The organism is Nocardia gipuzkoensis, assembly GCF_021183645.1.
GTDB lineage: Bacteria > Actinomycetota > Actinomycetes > Mycobacteriales > Mycobacteriaceae > Nocardia > Nocardia abscessus.
Genome location: NZ_CP089225.1, coordinates 400,482 through 413,169, shown reverse-complemented (window position 1 = coordinate 413,169; position 12,688 = coordinate 400,482). Strand labels below are relative to the sequence as shown.

At 69.8% G+C, this 12,688-nt stretch carries 14 protein-coding genes; 10 read left to right on the top strand and 4 right to left on the bottom strand.

What is annotated here, in order from left to right; translation table 11 throughout:
- Positions 1–157: 157 nt before the first annotated feature.
- The 3 genes from LTT66_RS01870 to LTT66_RS01860 all read right to left on the bottom strand — a co-directional run bounded on the left by LTT66_RS01870 (position 158) and on the right by LTT66_RS01860 (position 1,668).
- A complete protein-coding gene (locus tag LTT66_RS01870; protein WP_233063413.1) occupies positions 158–712 on the bottom strand; it encodes a permease in 555 nt (184 codons plus the stop codon).
- Between the two features lie 63 nt (positions 713–775).
- Complete coding sequence (locus LTT66_RS01865) at positions 776–1,231, bottom strand: peroxiredoxin (RefSeq protein ID WP_181720106.1); 456 nt, start codon at positions 1,229–1,231, stop codon at positions 776–778.
- 143 nt (positions 1,232–1,374) lie between these two features.
- Positions 1,375–1,668, bottom strand: a complete 294-nt coding sequence (locus tag LTT66_RS01860) for a hypothetical protein (protein ID WP_181720105.1) — start codon at positions 1,666–1,668, stop codon at positions 1,375–1,377.
- A 189-nt stretch (positions 1,669–1,857) separates the two neighbouring features.
- Between LTT66_RS01860 and LTT66_RS01855 the strand changes: the two genes are divergently transcribed.
- From LTT66_RS01855 to trpA, 5 genes are all read left to right on the top strand, one after another.
- Positions 1,858–3,417 (top strand): anthranilate synthase component I, encoded by a 1,560-nt coding sequence (locus tag LTT66_RS01855; RefSeq protein ID WP_233063412.1) that lies wholly within the window; start codon positions 1,858–1,860, stop codon positions 3,415–3,417.
- Entirely contained in the window at positions 3,414–4,154 is a 741-nt protein-coding gene (locus LTT66_RS01850; RefSeq protein ID WP_233063411.1) for a TIGR02234 family membrane protein, read from the top strand. The genes LTT66_RS01855 and LTT66_RS01850 overlap by 4 nt, the downstream gene beginning before the upstream one ends.
- Positions 4,155–4,337: 183 nt before the next feature.
- Complete coding sequence (gene trpC, locus LTT66_RS01845) at positions 4,338–5,156, top strand: indole-3-glycerol phosphate synthase TrpC (RefSeq protein WP_043689564.1); 819 nt, start codon at positions 4,338–4,340, stop codon at positions 5,154–5,156.
- Positions 5,153–6,421, top strand: coding sequence for a tryptophan synthase subunit beta (trpB, locus tag LTT66_RS01840; RefSeq protein WP_233063410.1), 1,269 nt, complete (start codon positions 5,153–5,155; stop codon positions 6,419–6,421). The genes trpC and trpB overlap by 4 nt, the downstream gene beginning before the upstream one ends.
- Positions 6,418–7,218, top strand: coding sequence for a tryptophan synthase subunit alpha (gene trpA / locus LTT66_RS01835; protein ID WP_233063409.1), 801 nt, complete (start codon positions 6,418–6,420; stop codon positions 7,216–7,218). Before trpB ends, trpA begins: the two co-directional genes overlap by 4 nt.
- A 40-nt stretch (positions 7,219–7,258) precedes the next feature.
- Here the strand turns inward: trpA and LTT66_RS01830 are convergent, their stop codons facing one another.
- Positions 7,259–7,417: a hypothetical protein gene (locus tag LTT66_RS01830; RefSeq protein WP_233063408.1), complete on the bottom strand. Its 159-nt coding sequence runs from the start codon at positions 7,415–7,417 to the stop codon at positions 7,259–7,261.
- A 172-nt stretch (positions 7,418–7,589) separates the two neighbouring features.
- Between LTT66_RS01830 and lgt the strand changes: the two genes are divergently transcribed.
- The 5 genes from lgt to pyk all read left to right on the top strand — a co-directional run bounded on the left by lgt (position 7,590) and on the right by pyk (position 12,615).
- Positions 7,590–8,753, top strand: a complete 1,164-nt coding sequence (gene lgt / locus LTT66_RS01825; RefSeq protein WP_233063407.1) for a prolipoprotein diacylglyceryl transferase — start codon at positions 7,590–7,592, stop codon at positions 8,751–8,753.
- Positions 8,754–8,972: 219 nt separating this feature from the next.
- Positions 8,973–9,467, top strand: a complete 495-nt coding sequence (locus tag LTT66_RS01820) for a TM2 domain-containing protein (protein ID WP_233063406.1) — start codon at positions 8,973–8,975, stop codon at positions 9,465–9,467.
- Positions 9,468–9,660: 193 nt separating this feature from the next.
- Complete coding sequence (locus LTT66_RS01815) at positions 9,661–10,413, top strand: amino acid ABC transporter substrate-binding protein (RefSeq protein ID WP_233063405.1); 753 nt, start codon at positions 9,661–9,663, stop codon at positions 10,411–10,413.
- Positions 10,414–10,425: 12 nt separating this feature from the next.
- Positions 10,426–11,094: an amino acid ABC transporter permease gene (locus tag LTT66_RS01810; RefSeq protein ID WP_233063404.1), complete on the top strand. Its 669-nt coding sequence runs from the start codon at positions 10,426–10,428 to the stop codon at positions 11,092–11,094.
- Positions 11,095–11,196: 102 nt separating this feature from the next.
- Positions 11,197–12,615, top strand: a complete 1,419-nt coding sequence (gene pyk, locus LTT66_RS01805; protein ID WP_233063403.1) for a pyruvate kinase — start codon at positions 11,197–11,199, stop codon at positions 12,613–12,615.
- Positions 12,616–12,688 lie beyond the last annotated feature (73 nt).

Below are 12,688 nucleotides of genomic sequence, written 5' to 3'. Positions count from 1 at the left end.
GCCACTTCGTCACTGTGTGCCTTCTTTCGAGCCAAGTGACGTGGTTGTGTTCGTAGTCCTAGTGATTGTCGAAAAACTTGTGCACAGTCACCCGCGACATCGAGTTTGCCACGACTTCGCTCGACCGGCATAAAGATGCTGGGTGAGGTGAGTTCACTCACACGTGCGGTGGTGGCGTGTCCTCGGCTTTCGGTGTGGACGGGTGGGTGCGGCGCCATCTGCGCAGCAGCAACAGCGCAACCGTCAGGAGGAACAGCAGCGTGGCGATGACGGCGCCGGTGAGCGCGGCGCCGCGGAAGGCGGGCGCGTCGACGTCCAGAACTCGCTCACCCGCGTGCGCGGCGCTGCTGTTGCCGAGCACGATGGTCAGCGTCATCAGATTGGGAAGCGCGAACAGGATCGCGACTATCGCGGCCGCGCCCGCGAGGAACCTTCCCGCTTTGCGCCGCCAGACCTGAACGGCGAACAACAACAGGAAAAGCGTGACGGCGGTGCAGATTCCGCCATAGAACAGACCCCAGCCGATGCCCTTGGTGAAGCTACCGTGCACCGCCGACCCCACCCGCTGCGCCCACCAGCGCGGGATGAACGCGGACAGCAGGAAGTAGAGGACGACGAGGACAGCCAAGAGCGCGGCGCCCCCGATGATCCGTGTACGCCAGACGGCTGCCGTAGGTTTGCGCCCGCCCGGCTGAACCTCGGTCGAAGTCATGCGGCCAGCCTAGGCCGCGCCGTCGCCGGACAGCGGCTGCGCGACGGCGGCGCGTCGCGCCTGCTACCTGGTGCGCAGGTAGTTCAGTGCTTCGTCGGCATGCACCGCCGCGCGCAACTCGCCGGTGATGACCTTGCGGATGGTGCGGTCGGTGTCGATGACGAACGTCTGCCGCTTCACCGGCGCGAGTTTGCCGAGCAGGCCGCGCTTCACGCCGAACTTCGCGGCGACGGCGCCGTCGGCGTCGGAGAGCAGCGGGTAGCCGAGGCGCTGCTTCTCGGCGAATCCCGCCTGCGTGTCCACGTTGTCGGTGCTGATGCCGACACAGGTCGCGCCGATCGCGGCGAATTCGGCGGCGAGGTCACGGAAATGGCAGGCCTCGGCTGTGCACACAGGGGTGTTGGCCGCCGGATAGAAGAAGAGGACCAGTGGGCCGTCCGCCAGTAGCTTGTCGAGCGAGCGGAGGGTGCCGGACTGATCGGGAAGCTCGAAGTCGGGGGCGAGCTGTCCTTGCTGCATACCCGGGAACACTACCGGGCGCTTGGTCGAATCGGGTACCTCGCTCGCCGGCGGCGGACGAACCCGGTGCTCGTGCCCGTCGATGCGCCGCCGCGATCGGATCGCGTCGGTGGCCGGGCACGAACCGGTGGTGCGCGGCGCGGCTACGCGCCGATGAGCGCTGCCACCTCAGGATTCTTGATGGCCATCACGTCGAGGATGCCGTGGGCCCGCAGGAACGGCTTCAGCTCCTTGATGCGGTGACTGTGGACGGCGTACTCGTCGGGAAAACGGTTCTTGTCCAGGGACTCCAGTGCTTTGACGTAGGTGACGAAGGACGCGAGCGCGTTGCTCGGGGCGGCGTTCGTGCCCGCTGCCCGTGGAGCGCGCAGGTGCGGGACACTCTGGCCCGCGACGTGCCGAGGGCCCTCGGGCGCTACCGATTGCGAGGGGTACATCAGTTGTTTCCTCTCGAGATGGATACCGCATGCGACGTGGAACGGGCGCGAGTGTAGTGAGCGCCGCCACACCTCCCGCGGGCGCGTGGGAACCGGACGGTCGACCTGATTTGTCGGATTTGTCGCGGCCGTGGCCGTGTCACCGGCACCGCTCACCGGTCGATCGGCCCGGCCTGGGATGATGAGTGCATGCCAGGCGCGTCCACTCCCACCACCACGACCCGCGAGCAGTTCCACCAGCTGGCCGCGGAGCATCGGGTGGTCCCGGTGACCCGAAAGGTGCTGGCGGACTCCGAGACTCCGCTGTCGGCCTACCGCAAACTCGCGGGCGACCGGGCGGGCACCTTCCTGTTCGAGTCCGCGGAGAACGGGCGGTCCTGGTCGCGCTGGTCGTTCATCGGCGCGGGCAGTCCCTCGGCGCTGACCGTCGTCGACGGCGCGGCGGCCTGGCTGGGCAGCATCCCGGCCGACGCCCCCTCCGGCGGCGATCCGCTGGTCGCGCTGCGCGAGACGCTGGAGCTGCTGCGCACCGAGCGCCTGCCCGGGCTGCCGCCGCTGACCGGCGGCATGGTCGGCTACCTCGGCTACGACGCGGTGCGCCGGATAGAGCGGCTGCCCAGCCTGGCGCTGGACGACCTGCAGCTGCCGGAGATGGTCTTGCTGCTGGCCACCGACCTGGCCGCGTTCGATCACCACGAGGGCGCCATCACGCTGATCGCCAACGCGGTCAACTGGAACGGCACCGCCGAGCGCGTCGACGAGGCCTACGACGACGCGGTGGCCCGGCTGGACCGGATGACCGCCGCGCTCGGCGTGCCCGCCGATTCCACCGTCTCGGTGTTCGACCAGCCCGAGCCCCGCTACCGGCGCAGGCGCACCACCGAGGAGTTCGGCGCCGGCGTGCGCCGCCTGGTCAAGGAGATCGAGGCGGGCGAGGCTTTCCAGGTGGTGCTGTCGCAGCGTTTCGAGATGGACTACGACGGGGCGCCGATCGACCTGTACCGGATGCTGCGCGCGTCCAATCCCAGCCCGTACATGTACCTGCTGCACATCCCGGACGGCGAGGGCGGCACGGCGTTCTCGATCGTCGGCTCCAGCCCGGAATCGCTGGTGACCGTGAAGGACGGTGTGGCGACGACCCACCCGATCGCGGGCACCCGCTGGCGGGGCGGCACCGAGGAGGAGGACCTGCTGCTGGAAAAGGGCCTGCTCGCCGACGAGAAGGAGAACGCCGAGCACCTCATGCTCGTCGACCTGGGCCGCAACGATCTGGGCCGGGTGTGCGAGCCGGGCACCGTGCGGGTCACCGAGTACCGGCACATCGAGCGCTACAGCCACGTCATGCACCTGGTGTCGACGGTGTCGGGCCGGTTGGCGCCCGGCCGGATCGCACTGGACGCGGTGCGGGCGTGCTTCCCGGCGGGCACCCTGTCCGGTGCGCCCAAGGTGCGCGCGATGGAGCTGATCGAGGAGCTCGAACCGACCCGCCGCGGCGTCTACGGCGGGGTGGTCGGATACCTGGACTTCGCCGGAGACGCCGATACCGCCATCGCCATCCGCACCGCGCTGCTGAAGGACGGCACGGCCTACGTGCAGGCGGGCGCGGGCGTCGTCGCGGACTCGGATCCGGAGTACGAGGACGTGGAATCGCGCAACAAGGCGATGGCGGTGCTCAAGGCGATCGCGGCGGCCGGAACGGTGCGGGCCTACGGCACGCAGCCCGATGCGGCGAACGGCGGACCACTATGACGGCTGCCCACCCCGAAGGCGAACCAGGCCCGGCCGAAAGCGTTTCCGGCCGGAAGTACCCCGTCGGGCCGGTCGTGCTGCTCGCCATGGCCGCCGCGGCGCTGTGGGCTTCGTCCCGGATGACCTGGGTGACGGTGTCCTCGTCGGACGGTCTCACCCAGCCGCGCACCGATCACCTGAACGGCGGGGTGTGGTTCGGCGCGCTGACACCGCTGGCGCTGGTGCTGCTCGCCTCGATCGCGGCCGTGCTGGCCACCCGGGGCTGGTTGCGCCGGGTAGTGGGCGTGCTGATCGCGTTGGTCGCGGCGGTGGCGGCGGTGCCCGCGTTCGCCCTGCTGACCAGCTCCGGCAAGACCGCCGAGCGAGCCGCGGCACTCGCCGAACTCCCGGCGCGCGCCCAGGTCGAGACGGCGACCACGTCGGCGTTCCCGGCCGTGCTCGCGCTGCTCGGCGCGATCGCCGCATTCGGCGCGGGCGCGCTGCTGGCGCGCATGCCCGCCGAGGCGGCGCGGCTGTCCGGCAAGTACGACAATCCGGTCTTCCGGCGCGCCGACGCCACGGCGGAGGTCGCCCAGCGGCGCGCGCGGTCCTCGGACGAGCCGTCCGCGCCGCACCTGTCCGAGCGTGTGCTGTGGGACGCGCTGGACGCGGGCACCGACCCGACCGAGGAAGCCGAGGCCGGGCAGCCGCCTCGGGACGATCCGGGGCACGGCGAGGCGGGCCGGCATGGCCGCTGAGCAGTTCCCGCGCGGCGGATGTGGCGGGTACCACCTTGCGCCGAGCCCTTCCGCGTGGTTCAACCCCAGCCCCGGCGCGAACGCGCCCGGTAGGTCCATTTATTCTTTGTCAGCATCGGTGAGACAGCGCCTGGGGGGATTCTCAGGTAGCAAGTCCGTCTCCCCAGAAAGGATTCGAGCCAGATGACGGTACTCGACTCGATTCTCGACGGGGTCCGCGCGGATGTGGCCGCTCGGGAAGCCCTTCTCGACTTCCAAGCGGTCAAGGCGGCCGCCGCGGCCGCGCCCGCGCCGCTGGACGCCCGCGCGGCGCTGCTCGAGGACGGCATCGGCGTGATCGCCGAGGTCAAGCGGGCAAGTCCGTCCAAGGGCGAGCTCGCGGACATCCCGGACCCGGCGAGCCTGGCCAAGGCTTACGAAGACGGCGGCGCGCGGATCATCAGCGTGCTCACCGAGGGCCGCCGCTTCAACGGGTCGCTCGACGACCTGGACGCGGTACGCGCCACGGTGCACATCCCGATCCTGCGCAAGGACTTCGTCGTCGGTCCCTACCAGATCCACGAGGCGCGCGCGCACGGCGCGGACGTCATCCTGCTGATCGTCGCGGCGCTGGAGCAGGACGTGCTGTCCTCCCTGATCGACCGCACCGAGTCGCTGGGGATGACCGCGCTGGTCGAGGTGCACACCGAGGAGGAGGCCGACCGCGCGCTGGAAGCGGGCGCGTCGGTGATCGGCGTGAACGCCCGCAACCTCAAGACGCTCGAGGTCGATCGCGACGTGTTCGCGCGGATCGCGCCCGGACTGCCCACCGAGGTCATCCGGATCGCCGAGTCCGGCATCCGCGGCACCGCCGACCTGCTGGCCTACGCGGGCGCGGGCGCGGACGCCGTGCTCGTCGGCGAGGGACTGGTGACCAGTGGCGACCCGCGTGCGGCGGTCTCCGAACTGGTGACCGCGGGCACTCACCCGTCCTGCCCGAAGCCCGCGCGGCGGGGCCGGTGACGGACGTGACGGCACTACCCAGGGCCAGTGACGGCGTCGCCCAGCGCAGCGGCCACGAGCCGGACGCGGGCGGCCACTTCGGCGTCTACGGCGGCAGGCACGTCCCCGAGGCGCTGATGGCCGTCATCGAGGAGGTCACGGCCGAGTACGAGAAGTCCCGGCTCGACGACTCCTTCCTCAACGAGCTCGACCGGCTGCAACGCGACTACACCGGCCGTCCGTCGCCGGTGTTCGAGTGCACGCGCCTGTCCGAGCACGCGGGCGGCGCCCGCATCCTGCTCAAGCGCGAGGATCTGAACCACACCGGCTCGCACAAGATCAACAACGTGCTCGGCCAGGCGCTGCTCGCCAAGCGGATGGGCAAGGCCAGGGTGATCGCCGAGACCGGCGCCGGCCAGCACGGCGTCGCCACCGCGACCGCCTGCGCGCTGCTCGGCCTGGACTGCGTCATCTACATGGGCGCGGTCGACACGGCGCGCCAAGCGCTGAACGTGGCGCGCATGCGCCTGCTCGGCGCCGAGGTGATCTCGGTGACCTCCGGCTCGCAGACGCTCAAGGACGCCATCAACGAGGCGCTGCGCGACTGGGTGACCAACGCCGAGGACACCTACTACTGCTTCGGCACCGCCGCGGGCCCGCATCCGTTCCCGATGCTGGTGCGCGATTTCCAGCGCGTCGTCGGCATGGAGGCCCGCGTCCAGGTCCAGGCCTCGACCGGCCGGTTGCCCGACGCGGTCGTCGCCTGCGTCGGCGGCGGGTCCAACGCCATCGGCATCTTCCACGCGTTCCTCGACGACGCCGACGTCCGGCTGATCGGATACGAGGCGGCAGGCGACGGCGTCGACACCGGGCGGCACGCGGCCACGTTCACCGGCGGGACGCCGGGCGCGTTCCAGGGCGCCTACTCCTACCTGCTGCAGGACGAGGACGGCCAGACCATCGAGTCGCATTCGATCTCGGCGGGCCTGGACTACCCGGGTGTCGGCCCGGAGCACGCCTACCTCAAGGACGTCGGCCGTGCCGAATACCGGCCGATCACCGACACCGAGGCGATGGACGCGCTGCTGCTGCTCAGCCGCAGCGAGGGCATCATCCCCGCGATCGAGTCGGCGCACGCGGTGGCGGGCGCGCTGCAACTGGGCAGGGAACTCGGCCCGGACGCGATCATCCTGGTGAACCTCTCCGGCCGGGGTGACAAGGACATGGACACGGCAGCACGGTGGTTCGGGCTGTTCGACACCGAGCCGCAGGAGGCCGACCAGTGAGCCAGCAGTCCCGCCTGGCGAACACCTTCGCCGCCTGCCGCGCCGAGGGCCGCGCGGCGCTGATCGGCTACCTGCCCGCGGGCTACCCCGACCTGGCCGGTTCGATCGCGGTGGTGCGCGCGATGGTCGAAGCCGGATGCGACATCATCGAAGTCGGCGTCGCCTACTCCGACCCCGTGATGGACGGCCCGACCATCCAGGCCGCCGCCGAACAGGCGCTGCGCGGCGGCGTGCGTGTGCGTGACGTGTTCTCCGTGGTCGAGGCGATCACCGCAGCGGGCGGCAAGGCCGTCGTGATGAGCTACTGGAACCCGGTGCTCAGGTACGGCGTCGACAGCTTCGCACGAGATCTGGCCGCCGCGGGCGGCGCGGGCATCATCACCCCGAACCTGATTCCGGAGGAGGCCGATGACTGGTTCATCGCCTCGTCCACGCACAATCTGGACCGCATCTTCCTGGTCGCGCCGTCGTCCACCGAGGAGCGCCTGGTGAAGACGCTCGAGGCCAGTCGCGGCTTCGTCTACGCCGCCTCCACCATGGGCGTCACCGGTGCGCGGGACGTGGTGTCTTCGGCCGCGCCCGCCCTGTGCGCGCGCATCCGGGCCCACTCCGACATCCCGATCGGTGTCGGCCTCGGCGTCCGCTCGGGCGAGCAGGCCGCCGAGATCGCCTCCTACGCCGACGGAGTCATCGTCGGCTCGGCGCTGGTGAGCGCGGCGGGCCAGGGACTGGACGCGGTGCGGGCACTCACGGCGGAACTCGCCGACGGCGTGCGGTCGGCAACGGTCGCCTCGTAGCACCCGGTTCGCGGCGCCGAGGCCCCACGGCCGCGCCGTCTCAGCGGATGCGGAACTTCGACGTCCGATCCGCATGCTCCATGTGATCGCACCCGGTGGCCCCGCGGACACCGCGGTCCTCGGCGATGGTGAGCGTGGGCTGCGCTTCACCGAGGGCACGCGAGCGGATGTGGCTGTCGTCGGTGATGAACGCGGTCACCCGCCGGGTCGTGCCCGTCGATCGCCCTGGGTTCTGCGCGGTCGCGCTCCGGCCGCACCCTGACCTGAGATCGACCTCCACGGGCGTGTCGGCCCGGTGGTGGTGCGCCCGGTCACGACGAGGGCAGTGCGGTGGTGGCGGGGCGGTCGGGCATCTCCGCTACGGTGGCCCCGTGACCTTACGAGTCCTCGCAGACAGTGTCCTGGCCGACGGCGGCGTCAGCGGCGCCGTGCTGGCCTACATCCCCAGCCCCGCGCGGGGCGTGTGGCAACTCGGGCCGTTCCCGCTGCGGGCGTACGCCCTGTGCATCATCCTCGGCATCGTCGTCGCGATCTGGTGGGGCGAACGGCGCTGGCGCGCTCGCGGCGGGAAGCCCGGCGCGATCCTGGACGTCGCGATGTTCGCGGTGCCGTTCGGTCTGGTCGGCGGCAGGCTCTACCACGTGGCCACCGACTGGCAGAAATACTTCGGCGCGGACGGCAATCCGGTCGACGCGCTGAAGATCTACCAAGGCGGCCTCGGCATCTGGGGCGCGGTGCTGCTGGGCGGCATCGGCGCGTGGATCGGCTGCCGGATATACCGGATCCCGTTGCCCGCCTTGGGTGACGCGGTGGCCCCGCCGATCCTGCTCGCCCAGGCCCTCGGCAGGCTCGGCAACTACTTCAACCAGGAACTGTACGGGCGGGAGACCGACCTGCCGTGGGGTCTGGAGATCTACCGGCGGGTGGGCGACGACGGCCGGCTCGACATGATGAACGGCGCCTCCACCGGCGTGGTCGAGAAGGTCGTGCACCCCACCTTCCTCTACGAGCTGCTGTGGAACGTGCTCGTCGTCGTGCTGCTGGTGTACGTGGACAAGCGATTCCGGATCGGCCACGGGCGACTGTTCGCGCTGTACGTCGCCGGTTACTGCTTCGGCCGATTCTTCATCGAGCTGATGCGCGCGGACGAGGCGACGAAGATCGCGGGCATCCGGATCAACTCGTTCACCTCCGCGGTCGTGTTCCTGGGCGCGATCGCCTACTTCGTGTTCGCGACGAAGGGCCGCGAGACGCCCGAGCAGTTGCAGCCCGGTGCGAGCCCGCGCCCATGGCCGTGGCAGATCGGCGCGCTGCGTGCCGCGGGTGCGGCATCGGCCGAGAAGCCCTCGGACACCGCCGCATCCGAGACCGGGTCCGATACCGCCGCGTCCGAGGGCGTGGTGCCCGATGCCGAGTCCCGTGCTCCTGAGCCGGGCGGGCGGTCCACGGACGAGGCCGCCGGGCCCGGGGCCGGGACCACCGAGACCGCCTCGGACAAGACGGATTCGGAAAAGCCCGCTTCGGACAAGAGCTGATCGTTCGGGGGAGATTCGTAGCCGCCGACAGCGAATTCATCTCCACGGCAACGATCCGGCGATCCGCTGCGATAACTACTCGCGGGGCAGAACGCTCCGGGGGCGACAACCCGGTCGATCCCGGTGACAATGACTCGTGATCGTCGCGAGCGACAGTTCGGCGGTCCAGCTAGGCCGGGGGCCGACAAGAGGGTGCCCGCACTAATGAGGAGGACATGAGTGACCGACCCTTACCAGCAGAATCCGGGCACCGGGGGACCGCAGTACGGCCCGCCCGGCACCGGCCCGGATCTGACCAAGCCGCTGGACGCGCAGAGCCCGCCGCCGTACAGCCCGCCGTCGGACCCCTACGGCCAGCCCCAGTACGGCCAGCCCGTTGACGCCTACGGTCAGCAGCCGGGCGGTTACCCGCCCGCGCCGTACCCGGGCGGCCCCCAGGGCTACAACCCGAACGACCCGGAGGCGCCGTGGGGCCGCGACCCCTTCGGCGTACCGCTGTCGGACAAGCAGAAACTCATCGCGGGCCTGCTGCAGATCTTCCTCGGCGGTTTCGGCGTCGGCCGCTTCTACCTCGGTTACACCGGGCTGGGCATCGCTCAGCTGGCGGTCACCATCGTGACCTGCGGTCTCGGCAGTATCTGGGGTCTCATCGACGGCATCATGATCCTGGTCGGCAAAGTTCCCGACGCGCAAGGCCGCCCGCTGCGCGACTGAACGCGCCGCTATCGACAGAACCCGGAGGCGGGCACGAAACCGTGCCCGCCTCCGGCCGTCTTCGGACGACATCAACCAGCACAATGCTTTCGCGCACGATGATCGCGATACTGTCGCCGGCGCGCACCCGGGCGTAGCATGACCGGATTCGCGTGCCGTGTGTGGAGCTCCACGCACCGTAGAGAGGGATTCCGTGCGTCGTAAGCTGTTCGCCGCCGCCGTGCTCGCCATCGTCGCCGCCACCGGGCTGAGCGCCTGCGGCGACAGCGACCCGAACGTGCTGAAGGTCGGCACCGAGGGCACCTACGCCCCGTTCAGCTTCCAGGGCTCCGACGGCAAGCTCACCGGCTACGACGTGGAGGTGATCCAGGCGGTCGGCGACAAACTCGGCAAGAAGGTCGAATTCGTGCAGACGCCGTGGGACGCCATCTTCGCGGGCCTGGAGTCCAAGCGCTTCGACTTGGTGGCCAACCAGGTGACCGTGAGCGAGGAGCGCACGGCCAAGTACGCGTTGTCCTCGCCCTACACCACCTCGGCGGGCGTGATCGTCACCCGCGCCGACAACAGCGCCATCACCGGCCTCGCCGACCTGCGCGGGAAGACCTGCGCGCAGTCGGCCACCAGCAACTGGAGCAAGGTCGCCACCGAGGCGGGCGCGAAGGTCGAGGCCGTGGAGGGCTTCGTGCAGGCCGTCCAGCTGCTGAAGAACGGCCGCGTCGACGCCACCGTCAACGACAACCTCGCCGTCGCCGAATACACCGAGAAGACCGGCGACACCAGCGTGCGGATCGCGGGGCGCACCGGATCGGAGAGCAAGCAGGCGTTCGCCGCGCGTAAGGGCGACGCGCTGATCACCGATGTGGACAACGCGCTGAACCAGCTGCGTGCCGACGGCACCCTGGCGAAGATCTCCGAGAAGTATTTCGGCACCGACGTCAGCCGGTAGCCGGCATCGTTCATGGACGCCGCCACCCGGGATCTCATCTGGCACAACCTGTGGCCGATGCTGCAGGCCACCCTCACCAAGACCCTGCCGCTCACCGCGATCAGCTTCGCCATCGGCCTGGTCCTCGCGCTGTTCGTCGCGCTGGCCAGGATGTCGGCGGTGTGGCCGCTGTCGGCGGCGGCCCGCTGCTACATCTCGATCATCCGCGGCACACCTCTGCTGGTGCAGTTGTTCATCGTGTTCTACGCGCTGCCGCAGTTCGATATCGTCATCGACCCGTTTCCCGCCGCGGTGATCGCGTTCAGCCTCAACGTCGGCGGCTACGCGGCCGAAGTGGTGCGCGCCGCCATCCTCAGCGTCGCGACCGGCCAGTGGGAGGCGGCGCAGGCGCTCGGCATGTCGTACCCGATGATGCTGCGGTCGATCATCCTGCCGCAGGCCGCGCGGATCGCCGTGCCGCCGCTGTCGAATACGCTGATCGCCCTGGTGAAGGACACCTCGCTGGCCTCGACCATCCTGGTGACCGAACTGCTGCGCGTCGCCCAGCTCGCGGCCGCGCCGACCTTCGATTTCTTCGCTCTCTACGGGGTCGCGGCGCTGTACTACTGGGTGATCTGCCTCATCCTCGGGTTCGGGCAGACCCGGCTGGAAACGAGATTGGCCCGTCATGTCGCCCGCTGAGTATCCGTTTGTACCTGCTACGCGCCGTCGTTCATTTTTTTCACCAAGGATTCACCATGACCACGGCGGGCCCTGGGTACCGAGCGGGACTAGGCTCTACCCGTGATGCGACGGACGAAGATTGTGTGCACGCTCGGCCCGGCCACTGCCACCGAGGACCGTATCCGCGAACTCGTCGAGAGCGGTATGGACGTAGCTCGGCTGAACTTCAGTCACGGCGAGCACGCGGACCATGCCGAGAACTACAAGAAGGTGCGTCAGGCTTCCGACCACCTCGGCCGGGCTGTCGGCATTCTCGCCGACCTGCAGGGTCCCAAGATCCGCCTCGGTCGCTTCCTGGAAGGCAAAACCGTCTGGGCGACGGGTGAAGAGGTCCGCATCACCGTCGACGACATCGACGGAACCCACGACCGCGTGTCCACCACGTACAAGGAACTGGCGCAGGACGCCAAGGCCGGCGACCGGCTGCTGGTGGACGACGGCAAGGTCGGGCTCACCGTGACCAGCGTCGACGGCAACGACGTGGTCTGCCGGGTCACCGAGGGTGGTCCGGTCTCCAACAACAAGGGCGTCTCGCTGCCGGGTATGGACGTGTCGGTTCCCGCGCTGTCGGAGAAGGACATCGAGGACCTGGAATTCGCGCTGAAGCTCGGCGTGGACTTCATCGCGCTGTCGTTCGTGCGGTCCCCGTCCGATGTCGAGCTGGTGCACGACGTGATGGACCGGGTGGGCCGCCGGGTGCCGGTGATCGGCAAGCTGGAGAAGCCGGAGGCGATCGACAACCTGGAGGCCGTGGTCCTGGCCTTCGACGCGGTGATGGTCGCGCGCGGCGATCTCGGCGTCGAACTCCCGCTCGAGCAGGTGCCGATCGTGCAGAAGCGCGCCATCCAGATGGCTCGCGAGAACGCCAAGCCGGTCATCGTCGCCACGCAGATGCTGGAGTCGATGATCGAGAACTCCCGCCCCACCCGCGCGGAGGCCTCGGACGTGGCGAACGCGGTGCTCGACGGCGCCGACGCGGTGATGCTGTCGGGCGAGACCTCGGTGGGCAGGTACCCGATCGAAACGGTGCGCACGATGGCGCGCATCGTGCACGCGGTGGAGACCGAGTCCACCCGGGTGCCGCCGCTGACCCACGTGCCGCGTACCAAGCGCGGCGTGATCTCCTACGCCGCCCGCGATATCGGCGAGCGGCTCAACGCCAAGGCGCTGGTCGCGTTCACTCAGTCGGGCGACACGGTGCGCCGCCTGGCCCGGCTGCACACACCGCTGCCGCTGCTGGCGTTCACGCCGCTGCCGGAGGTGCGCAGCCAGCTCGCGCTGACCTGGGGTACCGAGACCTTCATCGTGCCGACCGTCGACAGCACCGACGCGATGATCCACCAGGTGGATGTAGCACTTCTGTCGATGGACCGATACCAGAAGGGGGACCTGGTGGTCATCGTGGCCGGGTCGCCGCCCGGTACCGTCGGGTCCACCAACCTGATCCACGTTCACCGAATCGGTGAGGAGGACCATTAGTGAGTGCTTCCCTGAGCAGCCCCGTCGCGGAGCCGCCCGCGCACCACTCCGACCTGGATGTGCTGCTGGGTCT